At 71.9% G+C, this 25,273-nt stretch carries 21 protein-coding genes; 6 read left to right on the top strand and 15 right to left on the bottom strand.

Annotated features, from left to right (window positions below):
• Window positions 1-43: 43 nt before the first annotated feature.
• The 4 genes from AB0M70_RS06340 to AB0M70_RS06325 all read right to left on the bottom strand — a co-directional run bounded on the left by AB0M70_RS06340 (window position 44) and on the right by AB0M70_RS06325 (window position 4,095).
• Window positions 44-1,825 carry a TIGR03767 family metallophosphoesterase gene (locus tag AB0M70_RS06340; protein WP_365816930.1) on the bottom strand — a complete coding sequence of 594 codons (1,782 nt, stop codon included), beginning with the start codon at window positions 1,823-1,825 and terminating at the stop codon, window positions 44-46.
• Between the two features lie 246 nt (window positions 1,826-2,071).
• Window positions 2,072-2,527: an NUDIX hydrolase gene (locus AB0M70_RS06335; protein ID WP_365816928.1), complete on the bottom strand. Its 456-nt coding sequence runs from the start codon at window positions 2,525-2,527 to the stop codon at window positions 2,072-2,074.
• Between the two features lie 9 nt (window positions 2,528-2,536).
• Window positions 2,537-3,430, bottom strand: a complete 894-nt coding sequence (locus AB0M70_RS06330) for a pyridoxamine 5'-phosphate oxidase family protein (RefSeq protein WP_365816926.1) — start codon at window positions 3,428-3,430, stop codon at window positions 2,537-2,539.
• Window positions 3,431-3,642: 212 nt separating this feature from the next.
• On the bottom strand, window positions 3,643-4,095 hold the full coding sequence (locus tag AB0M70_RS06325; RefSeq protein ID WP_365816924.1) for a VOC family protein: 453 nt from the start codon (window positions 4,093-4,095) through the stop codon (window positions 3,643-3,645).
• 126 nt (window positions 4,096-4,221) lie between these two features.
• On the opposite strand from AB0M70_RS06325, the gene AB0M70_RS06320 reads away from it, so the two are divergent.
• Window positions 4,222-4,770, top strand: a complete 549-nt coding sequence (locus tag AB0M70_RS06320) for a CGNR zinc finger domain-containing protein (RefSeq protein WP_365816921.1) — start codon at window positions 4,222-4,224, stop codon at window positions 4,768-4,770.
• A gap of 183 nt (window positions 4,771-4,953) precedes the next feature.
• Window positions 4,954-8,262, top strand: a complete 3,309-nt coding sequence (locus AB0M70_RS06315; RefSeq protein WP_365816919.1) for a S8 family serine peptidase — start codon at window positions 4,954-4,956, stop codon at window positions 8,260-8,262.
• An 83-nt stretch (window positions 8,263-8,345) separates the two neighbouring features.
• On the opposite strand, the gene AB0M70_RS06310 is transcribed toward AB0M70_RS06315, so the two are convergent.
• Together AB0M70_RS06310 and AB0M70_RS06305 are read right to left on the bottom strand one after the other, a co-directional pair.
• Window positions 8,346-9,134, bottom strand: a complete 789-nt coding sequence (locus tag AB0M70_RS06310) for a hypothetical protein (RefSeq protein ID WP_365816917.1) — start codon at window positions 9,132-9,134, stop codon at window positions 8,346-8,348.
• 2 nt (window positions 9,135-9,136) lie between these two features.
• Window positions 9,137-9,664 carry a sigma-70 family RNA polymerase sigma factor gene (locus tag AB0M70_RS06305; RefSeq protein WP_344519987.1) on the bottom strand — a complete coding sequence of 176 codons (528 nt, stop codon included), beginning with the start codon at window positions 9,662-9,664 and terminating at the stop codon, window positions 9,137-9,139.
• A gap of 183 nt (window positions 9,665-9,847) precedes the next feature.
• Here AB0M70_RS06305 and AB0M70_RS06300 point away from each other — a divergent pair, with 183 nt between their 5' ends.
• Complete coding sequence (locus AB0M70_RS06300; RefSeq protein ID WP_365816915.1) at window positions 9,848-10,864, top strand: aspartate-semialdehyde dehydrogenase; 1,017 nt, start codon at window positions 9,848-9,850, stop codon at window positions 10,862-10,864.
• Here the strand turns inward: AB0M70_RS06300 and AB0M70_RS06295 are convergent.
• Window positions 10,854-12,113 carry an MFS transporter gene (locus AB0M70_RS06295; RefSeq protein ID WP_365816913.1) on the bottom strand — a complete coding sequence of 420 codons (1,260 nt, stop codon included), beginning with the start codon at window positions 12,111-12,113 and terminating at the stop codon, window positions 10,854-10,856. The genes AB0M70_RS06300 and AB0M70_RS06295 overlap by 11 nt on opposite strands.
• Before the next feature lie 90 nt (window positions 12,114-12,203).
• On the opposite strand from AB0M70_RS06295, the gene AB0M70_RS06290 reads away from it, so the two are divergent.
• Window positions 12,204-13,070 (top strand): LysR family transcriptional regulator, encoded by an 867-nt coding sequence (locus AB0M70_RS06290; protein WP_365816911.1) that lies wholly within the window; start codon window positions 12,204-12,206, stop codon window positions 13,068-13,070.
• 13 nt (window positions 13,071-13,083) lie between these two features.
• Here AB0M70_RS06290 and AB0M70_RS06285 read toward each other — a convergent pair whose 3' ends face one another.
• Complete coding sequence (locus tag AB0M70_RS06285) at window positions 13,084-13,590, bottom strand: DUF1203 domain-containing protein (protein WP_365816909.1); 507 nt, start codon at window positions 13,588-13,590, stop codon at window positions 13,084-13,086.
• A 260-nt stretch (window positions 13,591-13,850) separates the two neighbouring features.
• Window positions 13,851-15,098, bottom strand: coding sequence for a flavin-dependent oxidoreductase (locus tag AB0M70_RS06280; protein WP_365816907.1), 1,248 nt, complete (start codon window positions 15,096-15,098; stop codon window positions 13,851-13,853).
• A 227-nt stretch (window positions 15,099-15,325) separates the two neighbouring features.
• On the opposite strand from AB0M70_RS06280, the gene pepN reads away from it, so the two are divergent.
• Complete coding sequence (gene pepN / locus AB0M70_RS06275) at window positions 15,326-17,893, top strand: aminopeptidase N (RefSeq protein ID WP_365816905.1); 2,568 nt, start codon at window positions 15,326-15,328, stop codon at window positions 17,891-17,893.
• A gap of 87 nt (window positions 17,894-17,980) precedes the next feature.
• Here pepN and AB0M70_RS06270 read toward each other — a convergent pair whose 3' ends face one another.
• The 3 genes from AB0M70_RS06270 to AB0M70_RS06260 all read right to left on the bottom strand — a co-directional run bounded on the left by AB0M70_RS06270 (window position 17,981) and on the right by AB0M70_RS06260 (window position 21,606).
• Window positions 17,981-18,901: a LysR family transcriptional regulator gene (locus tag AB0M70_RS06270; RefSeq protein WP_365816903.1), complete on the bottom strand. Its 921-nt coding sequence runs from the start codon at window positions 18,899-18,901 to the stop codon at window positions 17,981-17,983.
• Between the two features lie 51 nt (window positions 18,902-18,952).
• Window positions 18,953-19,840 carry a DMT family transporter gene (locus AB0M70_RS06265; protein ID WP_365817580.1) on the bottom strand — a complete coding sequence of 296 codons (888 nt, stop codon included), beginning with the start codon at window positions 19,838-19,840 and terminating at the stop codon, window positions 18,953-18,955.
• A gap of 290 nt (window positions 19,841-20,130) precedes the next feature.
• Window positions 20,131-21,606, bottom strand: coding sequence for an FAD-dependent monooxygenase (locus AB0M70_RS06260; protein WP_365816901.1), 1,476 nt, complete (start codon window positions 21,604-21,606; stop codon window positions 20,131-20,133).
• 99 nt (window positions 21,607-21,705) lie between these two features.
• On the opposite strand from AB0M70_RS06260, the gene AB0M70_RS06255 reads away from it, so the two are divergent.
• Window positions 21,706-22,323, top strand: coding sequence for a TetR family transcriptional regulator (locus AB0M70_RS06255; protein ID WP_365816899.1), 618 nt, complete (start codon window positions 21,706-21,708; stop codon window positions 22,321-22,323).
• Window positions 22,324-22,456: 133 nt separating this feature from the next.
• Here the strand turns inward: AB0M70_RS06255 and AB0M70_RS06250 are convergent, their stop codons facing one another.
• Genes AB0M70_RS06250 through AB0M70_RS06240 form a run of 3 tightly spaced genes read right to left on the bottom strand, consistent with a single transcriptional unit; the run spans window position 22,457 to window position 25,218 of the window.
• Window positions 22,457-22,696 (bottom strand): hypothetical protein, encoded by a 240-nt coding sequence (locus tag AB0M70_RS06250; RefSeq protein ID WP_365816897.1) that lies wholly within the window; start codon window positions 22,694-22,696, stop codon window positions 22,457-22,459.
• A 20-nt stretch (window positions 22,697-22,716) separates the two neighbouring features.
• Window positions 22,717-24,981 carry a 4-alpha-glucanotransferase gene (malQ, locus tag AB0M70_RS06245; protein WP_365816895.1) on the bottom strand — a complete coding sequence of 755 codons (2,265 nt, stop codon included), beginning with the start codon at window positions 24,979-24,981 and terminating at the stop codon, window positions 22,717-22,719.
• On the bottom strand, window positions 24,982-25,218 hold the full coding sequence (locus AB0M70_RS06240; protein ID WP_363211240.1) for a hypothetical protein: 237 nt from the start codon (window positions 25,216-25,218) through the stop codon (window positions 24,982-24,984).
• Window positions 25,219-25,273 lie beyond the last annotated feature (55 nt).

Here is a 25,273-nt window from a genome sequence, read left to right as displayed (position 1 = left end):
GCCGGGTGAGGAGGTTGACCGACACACGCGGGTTGAGCTGGTTTCAGCCCTTCTTGAGGATGAGTTCCGTGTTCCGGTCGCCCGGCTCACCGCCGAGCGCGGGCTTGGCACCAGGGGCGTTGAAGGACAGCTCGCGGTAGAGCGCGGCGAGTCCGGTCTGGGAGAGATCGGCGTAATCCGTGCGGTGCGGGGCCGAGGACTCGATGAGGGTGGTGAAGAGGGAGATCGTGCCGTCGTGGTTGTCGCTCAGCTCCACGACGCGGGCCAGCTGCGGGAAATCGATGTGCGAGGCCGTGGAGATCTCCCAGAAGGAGCCGTCCGGGGTCTCGCGCGCGGTGATGTCGTTCTTGTGGCTGTGTCCGTTGACCCAGGCAAGGACCGAACGGTGGCGGGCGAGCACGGCGATGATCTCGTCTCCGCCGTGCCTGCCCTCGCGCGGGCGGGCCGGGTCCTGGCGCAGATTGCGCATGGTGCGGCTGGTGTGGTGGCTGAAGACGATGACGTACGACCCGCCGCCGTCCTTCTCCTCGTTCGCCTTCAACTCCCGCTCGAGCCACTCCATCTGAGACGTGCCGAGCGAGCCCTCGTAGTGGCCGCCGGGGTCCGTCGAGTCCAGGCTGATGCCGAGTACGTCGTCGCTGATGCGGAAGGAGTAGTACTGCGTGCCCGCGTCGAGGTTCTCCTGCGTGTACCCGTGGCCGGCGGGCCCGTGTCCCTTGTACGCCGGATCGAGGTGGGCCTGGACGTACTCGGCGGGGGTGAAGGGCGCGCGGCTCTCGTCCGGGGTGACCGAGCGCATCCGGCGCGCCTCGCTCTTCAGGAGCTCCTTGAACTGCGCGCCCTTGGGATCGCGGCCCTTCTTGACGGCTTTCCACAGGGCGGCGCCACGCGACTCGTCCAGGGACATCAACTTGCGGCCCCCGACGGCGAATTCGGAGAAGTACGAGTCGCCGGGCCCCCAGCAGCCACCGGGCAGCGCGTCGTGGTTGCCGACGGTTGAGTACCAAGGGAGGCCGAGGCCGGGGCTGTTGACCTCGCGGAGCGCGGCGTCGAGGAAGCCGTCGACCCGCGGGAAGCCGAGGGCCTTGTCGGAGTCGCGCAGGTCGTCGTCCGGGTGCCAGTACAGCTTCAGGCCGCTGTCCTGGACGCCTTCGTAGCGGCGCGGGTCACCGGTGTTGGGGTTGATGCGGCCGCCGCTCATGGCCGTGAGGAACCAGTCGAGCTCGGAGCGGGAGTTGTTGTCCGTGTTGTCGCCCGTCGTGACCACGCAGTGCAGGGGCGATCCGGTGGCGGGCGCGCCGCGCAGCGCGTTGACCCGTTCGACGAGCGCGACCGCGCCGGCCACGGAGAGGGCCTCCTGCGGGCGCCAGGCGCTCGCCGTCTGGGCGCGCAGATACTCGTACCGCAGCGGATGCTGCACGTCGACCAGGTGCAGGTCGGTGAACTGGACGAACGCGGCGAGCGGGGTGCGCCGCCCCTCGCGGCCGTTCTTGGCGGCGGCCAGGTCACCGCGGACCACCCGGCCCCAGGCGGGCCCGTCGCCGAGCCGCCGGTAGCCGGAGGTGCCGCGCGGGGCGGCGACGGCGGCCAGCGTGGTGCCGCCCCGGTAGGGCATCAGGGGCGCGGCGGGCGCCTGCCGGGAGAGTGCGACGGGCGCGGGTCTGCTCGGGGCGGCATGGCTGGTGCCGGGCCGCAGGGCGTAGCCGATGCCCGCGGAGAGGGAGACGGCTCCGGTGGTCGCGAGGAAGGCCCGGCGGTCCACGGCGGACAGGGCGGTGTGGGCGGTGGACTGGGCGGCGGTGGCGACAGAGCGTATGCGCGGCATGGCGCGGTCTCCCCGGTTGCGAACGCGTCGGCAGTGGTCGCGGGAGCTGCGCACCAGGCGAATTTCCCGCTCGTACTGGATCGTTGGCATCCGGGGTGACCTGCACGTTAACGAGACCGCAACGGGCAACGCCGATCACCGTACGTGGATCAGCCGGAACCCTCCGCGGTCACCCACCCCTCTCCGGGGCGAGAGGAGGCGGTCACTCCATGTTCACCTTTCGGGGAAGGGGAGGCACTGCGAGCCTCAGGAGGGCGCCGCCAGGTGGCCGTCGGCGGGCCGGGTCCGCCACAGGTCGAGCCCGATGTCCACGAGGCCGACCCGGTCGAGTCCGGCGACGGCGTCGAGCGTGTGCCAGGCCGCGAGATCCGTGGAGCCGTCCTGCTCGTGCCGCAGCTCGCCGCCGGTGATCCGCGCCTCGTAGACGATCCGCAGGCCGTGGAAGTCGGCGACGGCGCCGAGCTTGCGCGGGTAGCGGCGGCGCAGCGAGTCGACGCCGAGCAGCGCGCGGGGCTCGATGACGTACCCCGTCTCCTCGTCGGCCTCACGGATCACCGTGTCGTACGGGTCCTCTCCGTGGTCCATCCCGCCGCCGGGCAGCGTCCAGCGCTTGCTGCCGTCGCCCGCCACCCAGCGAGCGAGGAGCAGCTGCCCGTCCTGCACGCATACGGCGTAGGCCGCCACCCGGAGCTCTTTGTGCACAGAGTGACGCTAGTCCCCTTGGCCGGGATTGGCAGGGGAGTACTCCGGAGTGGTCCAGCTCCAGGGGCTCGCGCCGGGGGTCTCCACCGCCTCGGTGAGGGTGAAGCGGACCGTGCGGGACCCGTCGTCCGCGTGGGTGGTGCGGGCCGTGCCGGTGAGCTGGAGCGTGGTGCCGGTCGTCCAGTCGAGAAAGAGGAGGCCGGCGCGCGGGTCGGCGGTGAGATTGCCCAGGGACAGGAACATGGAGTTGCCCGGGTAGTCCCGCCAGAGGAGTTCATGCGGGGAAGGGACCTGGACGAAGCCGGGGTTGCCGCCCCGGTGGCTGGCGTCGGCGCCGTGCGCGTGGACGGTGGCGAGGAAGAAGGTGTCGGCGGCGGCGACGAAGGCGCGCTGGTCCGGGGTGAGTGCGGCTCCCCGGGTGGGGGCGCCGGGTTCCGTCTCTCGCCTGCCGGGCAGCAGCTGCCGCTTCTGGATGTACTTCGGGCAGTTGGAGAAGACCTGGTCGGCCTCGATCGCCAGGCCCCTGGGGGTCGGCCGCGCCCGGCCGTTCAGCCGCATGCGGCGCCGGGTGCGGGGGTCCAGGGCGATCGTGCCCACGGGGGTGCCCTCCTGGGCGAGGGCCTCCGCGAGGGGGTCGGCGCGGCGCGGGCCGCCCGTGACCGACACCTGGCGCGGCCCCGTGGCCCGCACGAACCCGGGGTCGCCGGTGAGCAGCGAGGCCCGGACGGCGCCCGCCGGGTCCGCCCCGCCGATCACCAGCATGGGCTGGATTTCGAGGAAGGCGGCGGCGACGGGACGGATGCCGTCCCCGATGGACCGGCCCACATGGTCGGCCAGCTCCCGCACCCCGACAAGATCCTGAACGGCACGGGAGCCCTGGTGGTAGGGGGCATTCGGGGTCATGTCACTCCTGCCGGGAGAGCGCCCCGAAGGGGCGCGGGGAACGGCGCCCGAAGGGGCGCGGGGAACTGCGCGACCAGCCACGGACAACCCGCGGCCGGAAACCGGCATTCCGCCGGGTGAGCGCCCCGAAGGGGCGCGGGGAACTGCGCGACCGGTCGGAGACAGCCCGCAGACGACCACACTCCGCCGCGAAGCGGCCGGTCCAGAAGGGGCTAGAAGAACCCGCAGGTAGGCGCAGCCGCCACCGGAGCCACCCCCGAGGCGCCCACGCCAGAAAAAATTTCCAGGCGAGTGCCGTCCGGATCGTGAAAGAAGATGCCGCCGGACGAAGCGCCCTCGCCGTGCGGCACGACCCCTTCGTAGGCGAACTCCACGCCGTACGCACGCAGGGCACTCTCGTACGCGCGGACCTGCTCGACCGTCCCGACCTCGATCGCCAGGTGGTGCAGCCCCGCGTTCCCCGACGCGTACGGCGCGTCCGCCTGCTGCCAGAGCGTGAGCGCGAGGGTTCCGTCCTGTCCCAGGAAGGCGAACCTGCGGCCCTCCTCCTTGCCCTCGCCGAGCACGTCGTAGCCGATGACGTCGCGGTAGAAGGCGAGCGCGCGCTCGATGTCCGTGACGTTGAGACCGACGTGGCCGGTACGGAGTGTGCTGGTCGCGGTCATGACTCTCCCCTGGTCGACGGTGGCCCGCCCCACGCGGGCTAACCGTTGAATGTGACGTTAGTGGTTAGGCACGAACGCGTCAACCGGTCACGTACTCTTTGCTGGTTAGCCTCGAAGGGAGTCACCATGACCGCCACGCCCCGCGACCCCCGCCCGCTCGTCGGCGAGCCGCTCTCCCTCGACCTGCTCAACACCCGGTGGATGGCGGACGGCGTGCGCCAGGACCTGCTGGCCGACACCGGGGGCCTCACCGTCTGGCTCGCCACCAACGGACTCGACGACCGGTTCGCCGCGGACGAGGCCACGTTGCAGAACGTGGTGCGGGCGCGCGAAGCGATCTCCGCCGTCGTGGACGGCCCGGACGCCGCCGATGGGATCGCCCGCGTCAACAAGGTCCTCGGGCACGGGCGGATCCGGGCGACCCTGTCCGCCGCCGGGCCGGGCGAGGAGCCCGAGTTCAAGGACCCCGCATGGGGCGCCGCCTGGCTGGCGGCGCGGGACTATCTGACGCTGCTCGCCGCCGCGCCGGACCGGATCAGGCCCTGCGCCCACGAGGCGTGCATCCTGCACTTCTTCGACACGTCACGGAACGGCACGCGCCGGTGGTGCTCCATGGCCGCCTGCGGAAACCGGGCGAAGGCCTCGCGTCACTACGCGCGCGGTCGCGAGGCCTAGACCTGACCCCCGTGACCCCCTGAGCACGAGGAAATCACCCGCTATGTCGCCGATGGCGCATGGCGGGATTGCGTCACGCGACGATCGTGGCCCGACAACTCTCCCCAAACAGCTGTCACTTACGTAAAGCTGAGCGGTCATCCGGTTCCGGATTCCGGACCTTTTCGACCTTTACGTACAGGGATGCTGATGCACAGATCCAGTGCTAGACGCACGACCCGTCTCGCGATAGCCGTCGGCCTCACCGCCGCGCTCTCCGCCGCCGGGCCCATACCCATGGCCCTCGCGGCCGACGGGGGCCCCGGCGACCCCGGGGGCCAGACCACCCCCAAGTCCGCCGCGAAGAAGCTGGGTTCGGCCGACGCCGACCTCCTCGCCGAGGCGCAGGCGGACGGCGAGAAGACCGTCACGATGATGGTCGCCACCGCCCCCGGCGCCACCGAGCAGGTCGCCGACCAGCTCGACGCCGTCAAGGGCGGTTCCGTCGGCCGGACGTACGACAAGCTCGGCTATGTACGCGCCACCGTGCCCACCGGCAAGGCCGAGGCCGCGATCGAGGCGGCGGGCAAGCTGTCCTCCGTGCAGGGCATCGACCTGCGGCACGAGATCGAACTGGACGACCCGACGCCCGCCGCGGACCGCGCCAAGGGTGCGAAGAAGGCCGCCGAGGGCGCCGCGGACACGTACGCCGGACCCGGCAAGAACACCCCGGCGAAGAACCCGTACAACCCGTCCTTCGAGACGGGCGCCGTCGACTTCGTGAAGAAGCACCCGAAGGCGGACGGCCGCGGCACCACCATCGGCATCCTGGACTCCGGCGTCGACCTGGGTCACCCGGCGCTCCAGAAGACCACCACGGGCGAGCGCAAGATCACCGACTGGGTGACCGCGACCGACCCGATCGTGGACGCCGACGGCACCTGGCGGCGGATGACCAACCCCGTCACGGGCCCCGTCTTCACCTGGGACAGCGAGACGTGGAAGGCCCCCGCGGGCACCTTCCAGGTCAACCGCTTCCGCGAGTCGGCCACCACCGGCGGCGACGCCAAGGGCGACATCAACCGTGACGGCGACACCACCGACAGCTGGGGCGTCCTGTACGACCCGGCGGCCGGCACCGTGCGGGTCGACCTGAACGACAACAACGACTTCACCGACGACGAGACGATGAAGCCGTACAAGGACGGCCACCAGGTCGCCTACTTCGGCAAGGACGACCCGGCGACCGACGTCGTCGAGCGCGTCCCCTTCGTCGTCGAGATCCGCAAGGACGTCCCGACCGACCCGTACGGCGGCGACTGGGTCGGCAAGAAGGCCGACTTCGTCAACATCGGCGTCATCGAGTCCGAGCACGGCACGCACGTCGCGGGCATCACCGCGGCCAACGGCCTGTTCGGCGGCAAGATGAACGGCGCCGCCCCCGGCGCCAAGCTGGTCTCCTCGCGCGCCTGCACCTGGACCGGCGGCTGCACCAACGTCGCGCTCACCGAGGGCATGATCGACCTCGTCACGAAGCGCGGCGTCGACATCGTGAACATGTCGATCGGCGGCCTCCCGGCTCTGAACGACGGCAACAACGCGCGCGCCGCGCTCTACACGCGCCTCATCGACACCTACGGCGTGCAGCTGGTGATCTCCGCGGGCAACTCGGGCCCCGGCGCGAACACCATCGGCGACCCCAGCCTCGCGGACAAGGTCATCTCCGTCGGCGCCGCCATCTCCAAGGAGACCTGGGCCGCCAACTACGGCTCCGCCGTGGAGAAGAAGTACGCGATGATGCCCTTCTCCTCGCGCGGCCCGCGTGAGGACGGCGGCTTCGCGCCGATCATCTCGGCGCCCGGCTCGGCCATCAACACCACGCAGACCTGGCTGCCGGGCTCCCCGGTCGCCGAGGCCGGCTACCAACTGCCCGCCGGTTACTCGATGTTGCAGGGTACGTCGATGGCGTCCCCGCAGGCCGCCGGCGCCTCGGCGCTGCTGCTCTCCGCCGCCAAGCGCGAGGACGTCGACCTGACCCCGGCGAAGCTGCGCACGGCGCTGACCTCGACCGCGGACCGCATCAGCGGCGAGCAGGCGTACGCGCAGGGCACCGGCCTGATCAACGTGGTCGACGCCTGGAACGCCATCGAGGACGACGCGAAGGCGCACACGTACACGGTGAGCGCCCCGGTCGACACCGCCCTGGAGCAGGAGCTGAAGAAGCCCGGCACCGGCATCTACGACCGTGAGGGCGGCCTGAAGACCGGCCAGAAGCGGACGTACGACGTCACGATCACCCGCACCTCGGGCCCGGACCGCGGCATCCGCCACGAGCTGGACCTGGTCAACAACCACGAGCGCACCTTCGAGCTGCTCGGCAAGGGCGCGGTGACGCTGCCCCTGAACAAGCCGGTCACCGTCAAGGTGCAGGCGAAGGCCAAGTCCGCCGGTCTGCACAGCGCGATCCTGACCGTCGACGACGAGCGCTCCGAGGGCATCGACCAGCAGATCATGTCGACGGTCGTCGTCTCGAAGCCGCTCGCCAAGCCCGCCTTCACCTTCTCGGCGTCCGACTCCGTGCAGCGCAACAGCACCGAGTCGTACTTCGTGACGGTCCCCAAGGGCGCCAAGTCCCTCGAGGTGGCGCTCGGCGGTCTGCAGGGCAAGAGCCAGACGCGGTTCATCGCGGTGCACCCCTACGGTGTCCCGGTCGACTCGACGTCGTCGCTGACCTGCTACGCCAACTACGACAACCCGGCCAACACCTGCCGCCCCGACCTGCGTTCGTACCCCGAGCCGCAGCCGGGCGTGTGGGAGATCGAGGTCGAGTCGCGCAGGACGTCCCCGCTCCTGGACAACCCCTACAAGCTGGACGTCTCCGCGCTGGGTGTCGCCTTCGACCCCGCCGTGCAGACCGTGCCCGAGGCGAAGGTCGGTACTCCGGCGCCCGTCTCCTGGAAGGTCACCAACGACTTCGCCGCGGTGGACGGCAAGTTGAAGGGCGGATCGCTCGGCTCCGCGAAGGCGGCGAAGCCGTCGATCAAGCAGGGTGAGACGCAGACGACGACCGTGGTCGTGCCCGAGGGCGCGGAGCGGCTCGACGTCGCCATCGGTTCGCCCGCGGACACCGCCGCCGACCTCGACCTGTCGGTCTCCAAGGGCGGCGTGGTCGTCGGTTCGTCGGCGGACGGTGACTCCGAGGAGTCGGTCAGCATCAACAAGCCCGCGGCGGGCACGTACGAGATCAAGGTGGACGGTTACTCGATCCCGTCCGGCACCACCGCGTACGACTACCGTGACGTCTTCTTCTCGGGCGCGCTCGGCTCGGTGAAGGTCGACGAGTCGGCGCCGGTGAAGCTGGCGAACGGCGCGTCGGCGCAGGTGTCCGCCGAGGTCGCGGCGGACGCGCCCGCGGCCGAGGGGCGTCAGCTGTTCGGCGAGGTGTCTCTCCTGAACGGGCGCGGCACGGTCGCGGGTACCGGCAGCGTGCTCATCGAGAAGGTCACCCCGTAGCGGTCCCTTCTCGCCGAGAACGTCGGCCGGGCCGGAGCTCTCCGGCCCGGCCGACGTGCGTGTCCGGCGTCTTCAGCCCCCGCTCAGCACGTCATCTCCTTGCCCTTGTCCCGGCCCTTCTCCTGGCGCAGCTCGCGCTCGATCCAGGCCCGGTCCCTGGCGATGTCCGCCTTCTTGTCGGACCAGATGTCCGGCGACGCCTCCCCCTTCGGGATGCCGATCAGGGCCCGGTCGCCGGGCCGCAGACGCGGGTCCACGTCCACGTCCATCACGAACGTGACCTGCCCGGCCCCCCGGCTCGGCTTGTAGTAGCGGGTCACGTCCAGGACGATCCGGTCCTGGACGCCGCCGGGGACCGGCTCGACCCGCTTCACCGTGCCCTCGACGATGAGCCGGGCGCAGGGCACGTAGTACCCGGACTTCTGGTCCGCGCTCCCCGCCCTGTCCTCGTCCCCGGCCTCCGGCGCCGCCCCCTTCGCCGCACCGGCTCCGGAGTCGGCGTCGCCCTTGTTCATCCCGCTTCCGCTCTCGATCGCGAGCCAGGCGGCCCCGCCGACCAGCGAGACGGCCGCCGCGGCCGCGGCGAGGCCCAGCGCCATCGTGAGGCGCCGCCGCCGGAGCCCCGCGGGGCGCACCGCCGCCGGCCGGTCCGGTTCGGGCACCGATTCCCGTTTCGCCGCCGGCTCCGCTTCGGGAGCCGCGAGCGCGCGGCCGACCAGGCCGATGTGCTCCCGCAGCAGTGCGACGTCCGCCAGAGCCGCGGCACGCTCGGCCGCGCGCTCGGGGTCGGCATCCGCGCCGCCGGGCACGGGCTCGTCCGTAAGGGCCGGCATCAGCGCGTCGTACTCACCGTCGTACGCGTCCTTGGACACCCTCACACCACCTCGCCCTCGTGCAGCCGCGTCCGCAGGACCCGTACCGCCGTGTGCAGCCTGCTCTTGACCGTGCCCTCCGGAATGCCCAGTTCGTCCGCTATCGCCCGGACCGGCAGATCGGCGTAGAAACGCAGCACGACGACCTGCCGCTGGGTGGCGGGCAGCGCGTCGAGGCCCTGGGTCACGGCCATCGAGAGCGCCCGTGACTCCGCCCCGTCCTCGTCCGTCGCCTCCCGCCACAGCACCGCGAGCCGCTCACCGAGCCGCTCCTGCCTGCGGCGCGCCCGGTGCCAGTCCATGGCGAGGTTGGAGGCGACCACCGCCGCCCACGCCGACACGTCGCGCGGCGCGTCCCGCCCGTCCGCCGCCCGCTCCAGGAGCTTGAGCCTGACCTGCTGGACGCCGTCGGGCAGATCCGCGTGCGGCACACCGCCGAGCGCGAGCACCGCCCGCACCCGGTCCTCCTGGGCCGCGTCGAGCGGATCGGCCCTCTCCCGCCGGTCCCGTCGCGTTTTTCCGCGCAGCAAGACACCCTCCCGTCCCCACGTTTCCCCTAGGACGCCGGGAGCGGCCGAAACGTTCGGCGCGGGGCCGCGGGAATGTGACATCCCGAACTTCGGACAATGGATTGGACAAGGCGGCCGTGGACAGACGCATGATGGAACGCACAGGCCAATGCCTATGCCCATGCACATACGGAGGAAGTCCCTGTGAAGGTCGGAATCGTCGGAGCCACCGGTCAGGTCGGCACGGTCATGCGCAAGATCCTCGTCGAGCGGGACTTCCCGGTGGACGAGCTGCGTCTGTTCGCCTCGGCCCGCTCGGCCGGTTCGCAGCTCGACGGTGTCACGGTCGAGGACGCCTCCACGGCCGACTACAGCGGCCTCGACATCGTCCTGTTCTCGGCGGGCGGCGCGACCTCCAAGGCGCTGGCCGAGAAGGTCGCCTCGCAGGGCCCCGTCGTGATCGACAACTCCTCGGCCTGGCGGATGGACCCCGAGGTCCCCCTCGTCGTCTCCGAGGTCAACCCGCACGCGATCAAGAACCGCCCCAAGGGCATCATCGCCAACCCGAACTGCACGACGATGGCCGCGATGCCGGTCCTGAAGCCGCTGCACCTGGAGGCCAAGCTCACCGCGCTCGTCGTGGCGACCTACCAGGCCGTCTCCGGCTCGGGTCTCGCCGGTGTCGACGAGCTGTTCGACCAGGTCAAGAAGGTCGGCGACGACGGCCCCAAGCTCACGCACGACGGTTCGGCGACGGAGTTCCCCGCCCCGAACAAGTACGTCGCGCCGATCGCGTACAACGTCCTGCCGATGGCCGGTTCCATCGTCGACGACGGCCTGAACGAGACCGACGAGGAGCAGAAGCTCCGCAACGAATCCCGCAAGATCCTCGAGGTCCCCGGCCTCAAGGTCTCCGGCACCTGCGTCCGCGTGCCGGTCTTCACCGGGCACTCCCTGCAGGTCAACGCCCGCTTCGAGCGTCCGCTGAGCCCCGAGCGCGCCACCGAGATCCTCGCGAAGGCCGAGGGCGTCGTCCTCACCGACGTCCCGACCCCGCTGGTCGCCGCGGGCAAGGACGACGCCTTCGTGGGCCGTATCCGCAATGACGAGACGGTGGAGAACGGCCTGGCCTTCTTCATCTCCGACGACAACCTCCGCAAGGGCGCCGCGCTGAACGCGGTGCAGATCGCGGAGCTGGTGGCGGCCGAGCTCAAGGGCTGACGCCCTTCCCGTCCCGTACGCCGTCGGGGGCGGGCACCGACTTCTGGTCGGTGCCCGCCCCTTCGCGCGTGCCACGACCCGCGGACGCCACGACGAGCAGCGCGAGCGCCGCGAGTCCGCCCCCGAGCCACAGCACGTCCGTCGTCCCGAGGCCGTCCGCGACCAGGCCGCCGGTCAGCGCGCCCAGGGCGATCGCCGCGTTGAACACTCCGGCGAAGAGCGCCGACGCCGCCTCGCGGGCGCGGGGCGCCGCGGCCAGGATCCACTGCTGTGTGGAGACGGAGACCCCGCCGTAGGCCAGGCCCCACCCGACGAGCAGCGCCACCGAGGCGAGCAGCGAGCCGCCCGCGGGCCCGAGCAGCAGGATGACGGCGGCGAGTCCCGCGGAGATGGCCAGCAGCGCCCTACGCGGGTCGCGGGCGGCGAGCGCGCCGCCCGCGAAGTTGCCGGCGATGCCCGCGATCCCGTAGACGAGGAGCAGCCCGCTGACCAGCCCGGCGCCGAGGTCGGGCACCCGTTCGAGGACGGGACGTACGTAGGTGTACGCGGCGAAGTGCCCGGTCACCAGGAGCAGCACCACCAGGAGCCCCGCCCGCAGCCGTGGGCCGCGCAGCAGCCCGGGGAACGTGCCCAGCCGTACCGCCGCCGACGCGGGCAGCGGCGGCAGCACCGCCGCGAGCAGCCCGGCGACCGCGAGCGCGAAGGCGCCCATCACCGCGAACGCCCAGCGCCAGCCCGCGAGTTCACCGAGGAACGTACCGGCGGGGACACCGAGCACGGACGCCACGGCGATCCCGCTGAAGATCACCGTGGTGGCCCGCCCCGCGGCCTCCTCGCGTACCAGCCGTACGCCGAGCCCGGCCGCGATCGCCCACACGCCTCCGATGCAGACCCCCACGAGGACCCGTGCGGCGAGCAGCACGCCGAAGGCGGGCGCGAGCGCGGAGAGGAGGTTGGCGGCGGCGAGCAGCACCATCAGGACGCACAGCACCGTCCGCCGGTCGGCGCGCCGCACGGCGACGGGCAGCAGCAGGGCGGCGAGCGCCGCGACCACGCCGGGCAGCGTGACGGTCAGGCCCGCGGTCCCGTCGGAGACGCCGAGCCCCGAGGAGAGCGAGGTGAGGAGGCCGACCGGCAGCATCTCCGTGGTGACGACGGAGAAGGTGGTGGCGGCGACGGTGAGGACGGAGAGGGGCAAAGAACCCTGCGGCCGGGCGGGTTCGGGGCGTGTGGTCGAGGTGGCTTTCATGAGGTCAAGCCTTCGCCCGGGGCCCTGCCGGGAACAACGGCGAAGATCTCATCCTTGAATGAGCGAGGCTCATCGATGAGGGGGGTGTGGGTGCCGGTGCTGGAGACACGGGAGCTGGAGTGCTTCATCGCGCTCGCCGACGAGCTGCACTTCGGCCGTGCGGGCGAGCGGCTCTACGTCTCGCAGAGCCGCGTCAGCCAGCTCCTGCGGGATCTGGAGCGGCGGATCGGCACCCGGCTCGTGGAGCGGTCGAGCCGGCGGGTGCGGCTGACTCCGGCGGGTGAGCGCTTCCTCGCCGAACTGCGCCCGGCGTACGAGGCGTTGAGCGCCACGGTGGACGCGGCGCGGGAGTCGGCGCGCGGGGTCAGCGGGCGGCTGCGGATCGGCTTCCAGGGGACGGCGGACGCCCGGCTGATGCGGGCGATCGCCGACTTCCAGGAGCGGCATCCCGGCTGCGTGACGGAGATCGTGGAGATCCCGTTCTCCGACCCCTTCGGGGCGGTGCGGCACGGGGACGTGGACACGGCGATCGTGCTGCTGCCCGTCGAGGAGCCCGACCTGGTGCTCGGCCCGCTCTTCTCCCGCCAGCAGCAGACGGTCGCGGTGTCGGTACGCCATCCCTTCGCGGGCCGCGCGTCGCTGCGGGCCGCCGAGCTGACCGGGACCCCGCTGATCTCGGCGGCGGCCCCGGCGCCCGCGTACTGGCGGGCGGCACAGGCTCCGTCCTCCGTTTCGGCACCGGAGGTGCGCACCCTCCAGGAGGGGCTGACGCTGGTGGCGGCCGAGCGCGGGGCGATGCTGCTGTGCCGCCCCACGGCGGAGTACCACGGCCGGCGTGACGTCACGTTCGTGCCGGTGGAGGGGGTGCCCGACTCCGTCCTCGGGATGGTGTGGCGCGGGGACGCGGAGACGGAGCGGGTGCGGGCGTTCGCGCGGGCGTTGGGGGAGATCTCCTGAGGACTCTTCGCCCCTAGGGCCGGCGGACCTCGAAGTGGAAGCAGCCGTACTCCACGGCTCTGACGTGCACGAGGGCGACCTCCGGGTCGGCGAAGGCCTCCGCGAAGGCGGCGTCGAAGCCGTGCGTCGCCGGGTCCGGTATCTCCATCAGGCGGCCACCGACGATGCGGCCGTCGGCGTTGTAGCGGCGGAGGGTGCGGAGGGCTCCGGGGCGGGCGAAGGGGTACGCGGCACTGTCCGCCGCCGGGCCCTCGCACTCCTGCGCGTGGATGAAGACGGGGCCCTGCTCGTCGTAGGCACCGGGGTTGACGCCGGTCTCCGCTGCCCAGCGGCGCAGGGGTGCGTACGAGACGAGGGCGATGTTCTCGCCGGGGGCGACGGGGCGGAGACAGCAGCGGAGGGGGTCGCCTCCCTCCTCGTCCACGTACGGGAGGCAGGGGCGCCCGGCGTCGTCGGTGGTACGGAGTTCTTTGAGGGCGGTGGGGGCGATCGGGAGGGGGGCGTAGGTCGTTGCGGTCATGGGTTGAGGGTCGCGCGTGGGGGTGGGTGGGGGCTGGCGGATTTCAGACGTTATGTTTCCCCAACCCCACCCCTTCCCAAAAACCCGCTGCGCGGGGGCGTCCTCAATCGCCGGACGGCTGAAAGATTTCCCCGGCCGGGGAAATCTCAGCCCGTCCGGCGATTGAGGACGAACTCGGCGAAGCCGGTGATGACGGCAAGCAAGGCCCCCGCGCCGAGCGGGTTTGTGGGAAGGGGCGGGGTTGGGGAAGGGAAAAACCGCTACCAAGCCCCCCGCATACGCCGATACCCCTCCCCCAACCCCGCCAACTCCTCCCCCGTCAACACGTCCTCCACCCGAGCGAACCCCTCCGGAGCCCGCTCAGCCACCGCCCGGAGGACCTCGTCCACCGGCATCGCCCGATTGGCGAGCGCCACCGCGTTGGCGGGGGCCCACCTCTCCGCCTCGTAGGCGCGGAGGCCCGCCACCCGGTCCCCCCCGGCAAGGGCCACGCACCGCGCAAGCGCCCGCGCGTCAAGCACCGCCTCCGAGCCCCCGCTCGACCCCACCGGGTACATCGGATGGGCCGCGTCGCCCAGCAGGGTCACGGACCCGCGCCCCCACCAGGGCAGCGGGTCGCGGTCCACCATCGGGTACTCGAGGATCCGCGCCGTCGACCCGGTCGCCGCGAGGAGCGCGGGCACGTCCAGGTCCCCGATCCGCCATCCGGAGAAGTGCGGCAGGACGTCGGAGAGGCGTCCCGAGCGGTTCCAGTCCACCGGTCCTGGCGACCCGTGGTGATGGACCGGAAAACGCACCTCGGCCACCCAGTTGAGCAGCGCACGCCCCCGCGTCTCCGCCTCCCGCGAGATCGGGTACACGACGAGCTTCGCGGTCGCGTTGCTGCCCGCGAACGCCATCGCCCGGCCGCCGAGCACCGGGTCCCACTCGGTGACGCCCCGCCACATCCGGATGCCGTTCCACAGCGGCGGCCCCTCCCCGGGGTGCAGCCGGGCCCGTACCGCCGAGTACAGGCCGTCGGCGCCGACCAGGGCCCGTACGGGCACCGCGAACTCCCGCCCGCGCCGCACGTCCCGCAGGGTCACCCGCAGCGCCCCCGACCCCTCCGGCTCCGCGTACCGCACGAAGGCGATACCGGTCTGGACGGCGTTGTCGCCGAGGCGGTCGCGCACCGCGTCGAGGAGGATCAGCTGCAGGGCCCCGCGGTGCAGGGAGTACTGCGGCCAGTGGTGGCCGCGCGCGAGGCCGAGCGGCTCGCCCCAGATGTAGTTGCCGTGCCGGTCGAAGTGGATCGTCTCGGCGGTCGGCACGGCGGTGGCCGCCAGCTCGGCGCCGAGGCCGAGCTCCGTCAACTCCCGCACCGCGTGCGGCAGGAGGTTGATGCCGACGCCGACGGGCCGCAGCGCGTCCACCGCGTCGATGACCCGTACCCCGATGCCCGCCGCGTGCAGGCTGAGCGCGGTGGTGAGCCCGCCGATACCCGCTCCCGCCACCAGAACGTCGATCATGCGGCGCACCCCGCACCGGGTAATCGCGCAGATCGCGGTGACCGTCGGTTTCCCATGGACGCTCCCCCCGGGGCGTGTGTCGACGCGCGGATGCTAGCGGCACCCCGGCCCGCGAACAATGCCGCGTGGCGGTCCATGGACCATGCCCGGTCACGTCCGCGGACCCACGTGGAAGGATGGCCGGAAACGCCACAAGTCGTACCTGACGTTCCTGAGGAGATGACCGCGTGCCCGGCACCAATCTGACCCGCGAAGAGGCGCAGCAGCGGGCGAAGCTGCTCACCGTTGACTCGTACGAGATCGACCTCGACCTCTCCGGCGCGCAAGCGGGCGGCACCTACCGGTCGGTGACCACGGTGCGCTTCGACTCCACGGAGGCGGGCGCCGAGACGTTCATCGACCTGGTGGCCCCCGCCGTCCACGAGGTCGTCCTGAACGGCCGCTCGCTGGATGTCGCCGCCGTCTTCCGTGACTCGCGGATCGCGCTGAAGCACCTGGAGGCGGGGCCCAACGAGCTGAAGGTGGTCGCCGACTGCGACTACACCAACACCGGCGAGGGGCTGCACCGTTTCGTCGACCCGGTCGACGAACAGGCCTACCTCTACACGCAGTTCGAGGTGCCCGACGCGCGCCGTGTCTTCGCGTCGTTCGAGCAGCCCGACCTGAAGGCGACGTTCCAGTTCACCGTGAAGGCGCCGTCCGGCTGGACGGTCATCTCGAATTCGCCGACCCCCGAGCCCAGCGGTGACGTCTGGGTCTTCGAGCCCACGCCGCGGATGTCGACGTACATCACGGCGCTCATCGTCGGTCCGTATCACTCGGTCCACAGCTCATACGAGGGTCCTGAGGGCCAGTCGGTTCCCCTCGGCATCTACTGCCGCCCCTCGCTGGCCGAGTTCCTCGACTCGGACGCGATCTTCGAGGTCACGCGACAGGGCTTCGACTGGTTCCAGGAGAAGTTCGACTACGCGTACCCCTTCGCCAAGTACGACCAGCTCTTCGTGCCGGAGTTCAACGCGGGCGCGATGGAGAACGCGGGCGCGGTGACCATCCGCGACCAGTACGTGTTCCGTTCGAAGGTGACGGACGCGGCGTACGAGACGCGCGCGGAGACCATCCTCCACGAGCTGGCCCACATGTGGTTCGGCGACCTGGTGACGATGGAGTGGTGGAACGACCTGTGGCTGAACGAGTCGTTCGCCACGTACACGTCCATCGCCTGCCAGGCGTACGCGGAGAACTCGCGCTGGCCGCACTCCTGGACGACGTTCGCCAACTCCATGAAGACGTGGGCGTACCGCCAGGACCAGCTTCCCTCGACGCACCCGATCATGGCGGACATCCGCGACCTCGACGACGTGCTCGTCAACTTCGACGGCATCACGTACGCGAAGGGCGCGAGCGTCCTGAAGCAGCTCGTGGCGTACGTCGGCATGGACGAGTTCTTCCGGGGCGTGCAGGCGTACTTCAAGGCGCACGCGTTCGGCAACACGCGCCTGTCCGATCTGCTCGGCGCCCTCGAGGAGACCAGCGGGCGTGACCTGAAGACCTGGTCGAAGAAGTGGCTGGAGACGGCGGGCATCAATGTCCTGCGTCCGGTGGTGGACGTCGACACATCCGGCAGGATCACGTCGTTCGCGGTCAAGCAGGAGGCCCCGGCGCTCCCCGCGGGTGCGAAGGGTGAGCCGACTCTCCGCCCGCACCGGATCGCGATCGGCCTGTACGACCTGGACGACGAGTCCGGCAAGCTGCTCCGCACGGACCGCGTGGAGCTGGACGTGGACGGCGAACTGACGGCGGTGGACGAGCTGGTGGGCCGCAAGCGGCCCGCGGTGATCCTCCTGAACGACGACGACCTCTCGTACGCGAAGGTCCGCATGGACGCGGAGTCGCTCGCGTTCGTCACGGAGCACATCGGCGACTTCGAGGCGTCGCTGCCGCGGGCCCTGTCATGGGCGTCGGCATGGGACATGACGCGGGACGCGGAACTCCCCACCCGGGAGTACCTCTCCCTCGTCCTCTCCGGCATCGCCAAGGAGTCGGATATCGGGGTCGTCCAGTCCCTGCACCGTCAGGTGAAGCTGGCCCTCGAGCTGTACGCGGCTCCGGCGCGGCGGGAGGAGGCGCTCGCCCGCTGGACCGAGGCGACGCTCGCGCACCTCCGCTCGGCGGAGCCGGGCAGCGACCACCAGCTGGCGTGGGCGCGGGCGTTCGCGTCGGCGGCGCGTACGGAGGAGCAGCTGACGCTGCTCGAGGACCTCGTCTCGGGCAAGCAGGCCATCGACGGCCTGGCGGTGGACACGGAGCTGCGCTGGGCGTTCGTGCACCGGCTCGCGGCGACGGGGCGGCTCGACGAGGCCGGGATCGCGGCGGAGCTCGACCGGGACAAGACGGCCGCGGGCGAGCGGCACGCTGCCGCGGCGCGGGCGGCGCGGCCCACGCCGGAGGCGAAGGCGGAGGCGTGGGCCTCCGTCGTCGAGTCCGACAAGCTGCCGAACGCGATCCAGGAGTCCGTGATCGGCGGCTTCGTCCAGACGGACCAGCGTGAACTCCTCGCTCCGTACACGGAGAAGTTCTTCGCGGCGGTCAAGGGGGCGTGGGACTCCCGTTCGCACGAGATGGCCCAGCAGATCGCGGTGGGCCTGTACCCGTCGCTCCAGATCTCCCAGTCCACCCTGGACACCACGGACGCGTGGCTGACCTCGGCGTCCCCGTCAGCGGCCCTGCACCGCTTGATCACGGAGTCACGAGCGGGAGTGGAACGAGCGCTGCGGGCACAGGCGGCGGACGTGTAGGGCTTGCGGGGCGGGGGCGGGGGCGGGGGCGGGGCCGGGGGTAGGGCGCCCCCGGCCCTGGCCCTCCCCGGCCGGAGGGGGGTGCCTCTACTCCCCCCCAGCCCCCCGCAGGGGAACCGCCGCGCGCAGCGCAGACAAGACCCTGCCGACCCCCGCCCCACCCGCCGCCCCCTTCCGCACCGCCGCCACAACATGCCGCCGCGGCCGATCCGCGGACAGCTCCCGCATCACCACGCCGTCACGGCGGGCCGCCGCCATGCGGGGGACGAGGGCGACCCCCATCCCCGCCTCCACCATCGCGAGGATCGCCGTCCAGCCGGCGGCGGAATGCGCCTGCTCAGGAGTGAACCCCGCCCCCTCGCACGCCGCCCGCGTGATCTCCGACCAGGGCCCGCTGCCCCCGAAGATCCACGGCTCACCGGCCAGATCAGCGAGCCGGAGCCCCTCCACCGCCGCCAGCGGATGCTCCCCGGGAAGCGCCACGTCCAGCGGATCGGCGAGCAGCGATTCCCGCGTGAAGCGCGTGTCCGCGTCCGCCGCGGCCGGCGCCGTCACCGCCAGCGAGAGGGCCACGTCCACCTCCCCCGCGGCAAGCAACTCGTACGCCTCCGCCGCCTCCACCTCACGGACCCGCACCGAGATCCCCGGCGCCGCCGCCCGCAGCTCCCGCACCGCCGGCACGACGAGCGCGGGCACCGCCGTCGAGAAGGCCCCGACCCGCACCTCCCCCGCCTCACCCTGCGCGTACGCCGCCAACTCCGCGTCCGCACGCTCCAGTTGCGCGAAGACCGCCTCCGCGTGCCGCAGCACGAGATGCGCCGCGTCGGTCAGCCGTACCCGCCGCCCGTGCGCCTCAAGGAGCGGCACCCCCAGCTGCTTGGCGAGGTTGGACAGCTGCTGCGACACCGCCGACGGCGTCATCTGCAGCGTCCGCGCCGTCGCGGTGACCGTGCCCCGCTCGCTCAACGTACGCAGGATCTGCAGCTTCTTGATGTCCCACTCGCTCATGGAGTCAACGTACCGACTGGTCGAGAGCGGTGATCCCACCGACCGCACCCGCTACTTCGCGCGCGCCGAGCCCCGCGCCGAACCCCGCGCCGAACCCAGCACGACCCCGCCCAGGATCAGCCCCATGCACAGCACCTGCAGCCACCCCATCGCCTCGCCGAGCACCGCGAAGGAGAGCAGGGCGACGCACACCGGCTGGAGGTAGTAGATGACCCCGGCGCGGGCGGCGCCGATGATCGAGATCGCCTTGTTCCAGGCGAAGAAGGCGATGGCGGACGAGACGACACCGACGTAGAGGAGCGGCGAAACCGTCCCGACGGTCGGCGTGAAGCCACCCTGGAGCACAAAGCTCGCCACGAACACCGGGAACAGCATCAGCGCGCCCAGCACGAACGTCGCGAAGAGGAACGGCAGTCCACCGATCTCCGCGGGCTTCCGCTTGAGCAGCGCGCTGTACGAGCCGAAGGCCAGCGCCCCCGCGATCACCCACAGGTCACCCACCGCGAAGTCCATGGAGAGCGAGCCGCCGGACACCAGGACCAGGACGCCCGCGCAGGCGATCAGCATGCCCGTCACCCGGCGCGCCCCGAGCCGCGCGCCGCCGAGGCGTTCGTACACCGCCATCAGGACCGGCGAAGCCGCCATGATCATGCCCATGTTGCCCGCGGTGGTGGTGACGCCCGCCTGGTTGACCAGGGTGTTGTAGACGGTGACGCCGAGGAGCGCGGCGAGGAACAGGAAGCGGAGGTGCTCGCGGAGCACGGCCCGCTGCCGCCACGCCTGACGCGCCGCGAAGGGCGCCACCGCCACGATCGCGATGATCCACCGCCAGAAGGCGTGCTGGACGGGCGGCACGCTGTCGGCGAGGGCGCGCGAGGTGACGAAGCTGCCCGACCAGACGACGGTGGCGAGCGCCGCGAGGGCGAGACCGAGGCCGATGGGGCCCGCGGCCCGCTGCGCCTTGCTCGCCGCCGTCGGCCTCGACGTGGTGGGGAGGGGGGTCGTCCGGTCCAGGACAGTCACTGATATCCCGTGCCTCTCTCCCGGGAGTCCCGGGAACGCACGATCCCCGCCGGGGTCACACACCACCCGGCGGGGATCACTTGGTTGGTTGCGGGACTACCTTCACACCCCCACACCCATCAGGTCCATCGAATCTTTTCGAGACCTCTTTTAAGTTGAACTGAACGAAAAGTCTCCCGACCCCCACCACACCCGCCCCTAGGCCCTCACACCGCAGCCTCCACCCCCCACACCCCCAACGCCACCCGCACATCCCCCGCCCCCGCCTCATCCGCCGCCCACGCCACATACCCGTCGGGCCGGACCAGCACGGTCGTACGCCGGCCACTCGCCCAGTGCGCCACCACCGCGCGCCCCATCCCGTCGCCCTCCTTGTACTCCACGCCCTCCGGAGCGATCAGCACGAACCTGCCCTCGCGCAGGGCCTCGTAGAGCCGGCCCTCACTGAGCGCGATGTCCGGCGCGCGGTGACCCGTCATGGGGTGGGCGCCCTTCGGGGCCGGGTAGCTGTAGCCGATGCCGGTGATCTGGCCGATCGCCTTGTCGCGGACCAGCGGCACGGCGCCGATGAAGGACGCGAGCACGGCGCGGCCCGCCCGCGACCACGGGCGCTTGGCCATCGCGAGCCGCACGATCCCGCCGCTGCTGCGCAGGACCGCCTTGCCGATGGGGTGCCGCTCGGCCTGGTAGGTGTCCAACAGGCCGTCCGCGGCACGTCCCTGGACCGCCGCCACCAGCTTCCAGCTCAGGTTCACGGCGTCCTGCAGCCCGGTGTTCATGCCCTGCGCGCCCGCCGGAGTGTGGACGTGCGCGGCGTCCCCGGCGAGGAAGACCCGGCCGACCCGATACGCCGGCGCCTGGCGCTCGTCGCTGTGGAAGCGGGACATCCAGCGGGCGTCGTGCATGCCGTAGTCGTGGCCGAGCGCGAGCCGGGTGATCTCCTTGACCTCGTCGAGGTCGAGGGGCTCGCTGTCGGGGACGTTGTGCGCGCGGTTCCAGCCGATGACGCGGTAGTAGCCGTCGGCGAAGGGCGCGATGAAGGCGAAGGCGTCCCCGGCCGCGTTCACCGTGAGGACCGACGCGGGCTTCTCGGCGAGCTTCACGTCGGCGAGCACGAGCGAGCGGATGGCGGACTTGCCGGGGAAGGGCAGGCCGACGGCCTTGCGGACCGGGCTGTGCAGACCGTCGGCGCCGACGACGTACGCGGCCCTGCACGTGCTCGACTCGCCGTCGGGACCCCGGACTTCGAGACTCACGCCGTCCGCGTCCTGGGTGAGTCCGGTGACCTCGCGCTCGAAGCGGAAGTCGACGCCGGCCGCGATCGCCCGCCGCTCGAGGACCCGCTCCACCTCGTACTGCGGCAGGACCAGGAGGTGGTTGTAGCGCGAGTGCAGCTTGTCGAGGCCCACGTCGAGGTGGGCGAAGAGGCGCAGGCGGTCGAGCGTCCGGCCCTTGGCCTCCAGTTCGTCGGCGAGACCGCGCGCGTCGAGCTGTTCGAGGGTGCGGGCGTGCAGCACCAGGGCGCGCGAGAGGTTGCTGATCTCGTGCGGCCGCTTTTCGAGCAGGGTGACGGGGACGCCCGCGGCGGCCAGATCCCCGGCGAGCAGGAGCCCGGTGGGGCCGGAGCCGACGACGATCACAGCGGGGCTCGCGGTGCCGGTCGTGTCCTGTGTTCCGTTCATGACGGCCTCCTTGTGCCAACAGCTGTTGGTCAACGCTTGTTGGCCAACGTAGGACCGCCGTCATGGACTGTCAACACATGTTGGCCTACGCTTGTTGGCATGACCGAAAGTGCACCCGATTCAGCGACCCGGAGCAGGACGGCCGTCGAGGGCCCCCCGGCGCCGCCACGCCGCTCCGACGCGACCCGCGGCGCGATCCTGACCGCCGCCCGTGAGCGGTTCGCCGCCGACGGCTATGAGCGGGCCACCATCCGCGCCATCGCCAGGGACGCGCGGATCGATCCGTCGATGGTGATGCGCTATTACGGCAACAAGGAGGGCCTGTTCGCCGCGGCCTGCGCCATCGACCTGCGCCTGCCCGATCTCACCTCGGTGCCGCGCGAGGCCGTGGGGCGCGCCCTGGTGACGCACTTCCTGGACGTCTGGGAGCAGGACGGCGTGCTGACGGCGATGCTGCGCGTCGGCATCACGAACACGGCGGGCGCCGAGCGGATGCAGGGCATCTTCAGGGATCAACTGCTGCCGGTCGCGCGCCGCGTCTGCCCCGACCCGGCCGAGGCCCCGACGCGGGCCGGGCTCTGCGCCTCACAGATCCTCGGCATGGCGCTGACCCGCTATGTGCTGCGCTTCCCGCCCGCGCTCGCGCTGTCCGCCGAGGAGATGGCGGACTGGGTCGGGCCGACGGTGCAGCGGTATCTCACGGCCGAGCGGCCGTGACACACGAAAAGGGTTCTCCACACACGTAGGGGGCTCTTTGCCGACGTACGCGCTACGCATGCGTTGCGTACGTCGGCAAAGAGCCCCCTACGGAGAGCTCGTAAAGCTCTTGAAGCTCGGAAGTGAAGTGGCGTCAGCCCTTCTTCTCCTGCTTGCGGGACTTGTCACCGACCATGACGAGACCCGCGATCACCAGGAACAGCACGATCGGCGCCACGACATAGAGGCCGAGCGTGTCGATCACGCTCAGGCCGGGACCCGGGTCGTCGCCGTCGTCGCGCGTGAGCGCGAGCGCGGGGGACGACATGAGCAGCATCATCAGCGTCGTACCGGAAGCCAGGGCGCCGGCGCGCAGGGCATTCTTCTTGTCCACGGTGCCAACGTAGCGAACTGCTAAACGGGCCGCGCGCCCGGGGGTGCCGTACGGGTCCCTTCGCGTGAACGGAACACCTCCATGAACGCGTGGACACGTGGTGACGCGGCGAGTTCCTCCAGGGTGACGGGGCGGCCCGCGGCGTCGGCGACCGGCAGCCGCCAGTTCGGATACTGGTCCCAGGTGCCGGGGAGATTCTGCGGCCGGCGGTCGCCCACCGCGTCCGGCAGCCAGACGCCGATCATGCGGGCCGGGGTGGCGAGCAGGAAGCGGTGGACGGCGCGGATCTCCTCCTGCTCGTGTCCGCCGCCGCCGGGCAGCATCCCGAGCCGGGAGAGCAGCGCGAGCCACTCCGAGACATCGGCCGCCGCCTCGGCCCGCTCGACGGCCGCGGGGCGGGTGAGCAGGCCGAGCCTGTCGCGGAGTTGCACGTGCTCGCCGGTGATGCGGGCCGCGGTGGAGGGCAGGTCGTGGGTGGTGGCGGTGGCCAGGCAGTCCGCGCGCCATCGCTCGGGTGGCAGTGGCCGTCCCGTGCCGGCCCAGTCCCGCTCGAACCAGAGCACGGAGGTGCCGAGCACGCCGCGCCGCTGCAGCGTCTCGCGGACGCCGGGCTCCACGGTGCCGAGATCCTCGCCGATGACGAGGGCGCCCGCGCGGTGCGCCTCCAGGGTGAGGACGGCGAGCATCGCCTCCGCGTCGTACTGGACGTACGTCCCCTCGGTGGGCGCGCGGCCCTCCGGGACCCACCAGAGCCTGAAGAGCCCCATGACGTGGTCGATGCGGATCGCGCCCGCGCGGCGGAGCAGGGCGCGCAGGAGGGCGCGGTACGGGGCGTAGCCGGACTCGGCGAGGCGGTCGGGGCGCCAGGGCGGCAGGCCCCAGTCCTGGCCGCGCGCGTTGAACGCGTCCGGCGGCGCGCCGGTCGACATGCCCGCGGCGAAGTGCCGCCGCTGCGCCCACGCGTCGGCTCCGGCCGGGTGCACGCCGACCGCGAGGTCGTGCACGAGGCCGATGGCCATGCCCGCGTCCCGCGCGGAGCGCTGCGCGGCGGCGAGCTGGGCGTCGGTGAGCCAGGCGAGGCGACAGTGGAAGTCCACGCGGTCCATCAACTCGCGGCGCGCTCGGGCGGCTTCGGGGGACGCGGGATCGCGCAGGGGTTCGGGCCAGGCATGCCAGTCGGGGCCGTACCGCTCGGCGAGGGCGCACCACGTGGCGTGGTTCTCGAGGTCGTCGCCGTGCTCGGCCAGGAAGTCGTTGTAGGCGGCGCGCCGGCCGGGGCCGAGCGGGACCTCGCGGATCAGTTCGAGGGCCCGGACCTTGAGCTCCCAGACCGCGTCACGGTCGATCAACTGGCCTTGCTGGAGCACGGATTCGCGGAGCGTGGCGGCCCGCCGCGTGAGATCGGCGGCCAGGTCACGGGCCTCGCCGTCCAGATACGCGTACTCGGGAATGTCCTCGATGCGCAGGTGCACGGGGTCGGGGAAGCGGCGCGAGGAGGGGCGGTACGGGGAAGGGTCGGACGGCCCGTCCGAAGGCTTCGGAACCGCCGCGTGCAAGGGGTTGACCTGCACGAACCCGGCCCCCAGGGCCCGCCCGGACCAGGCCGCGAGCTCGGCCAGATCACCGAGGTCACCCATGCCCCAGGAGCGGCGCGAGAGGAGGGAGTAGAGCTGGACGAGAATCCCGTACGTCTTCTCGCCCGGGGGCGGTAGGCGGTGCGGGGCGGCGATGAGGTGGGCGGTGGCCGTTCGGTTGTCCGGGGTCTCGACCCGGAGCCGGTGTACGCCCAGTGGCAGGGCGGGCGCCACCCGTGGCTCTGTCCTTTCGCCGCTTCGCGGCGATGTCTCCCGCCCGTCCACCCGTCGGCCCCGCGGCGCGTCAGCGAAGCCGGAAGGGTCCGCATCGGACACGGAAGGGTCCGCGTCGGACAACGGCACATCCCACTCCAGCCGCTCCCCCTCCTCCGTCTCCACGCACACCCGCGTGCCCGGCGGCAGCACGGCCCAGGGTGGGGCCGCCGCAGGATCGCCGCCCTGCCACACCACCACCGTCGGAGGCAGCAGGCGGGCGCTCAGCTCGGCCTCGCGGGCCGTGAGGGCGCGCCGCAGCGCCTCGGGGGTGCTCGCGTCCACGTCCAGGGCGGCCAGGGCCGCGATCACCGCGGCGTCGGTGGCCGGAACCGTGCGGTCCGGGGACGGGAAGTAAGAAGTCGCCACGCCGTGCAGAGCGGCAAGGCGGGAAAGTCCGGTGGGATCGGTGGGCCCGGTCGCTCCGGATGGGGCCATCTAGACCCCCATGTAGGCCAGACCCGACGCGGTGCCGGAAGAGGTGGGCTCGCTGGTCAGCGGGGCGGCGTCGGCGAGCGGAGGCTCGCTGGTCAGGGGTGCTGCGTCGGCCAGCGGGGGCTCGCTGGTCAGGGGCGGCTCGAGGCAGCCGCAGGAGCAGGATCCGTCCAGACCGGAGTCCGGTCCGGAGACCTGTTTGGAGAGAGCGGAGAGAAGAAGATTCGCGGAAGCGGGCACGAAATGCTCCATTGTCAGGGGGCAGGTGTCAGGGGCAGGTCTTCGGCAGCCCTAC

Source organism: Streptomyces sp. NPDC051214 (assembly GCF_040682375.1).
Taxonomy (GTDB): domain Bacteria; phylum Actinomycetota; class Actinomycetes; order Streptomycetales; family Streptomycetaceae; genus Streptomyces.
The sequence above is the reverse complement of the archived record's forward strand: the minus strand, read 5'-3'. Positions and strand labels throughout refer to the sequence as shown.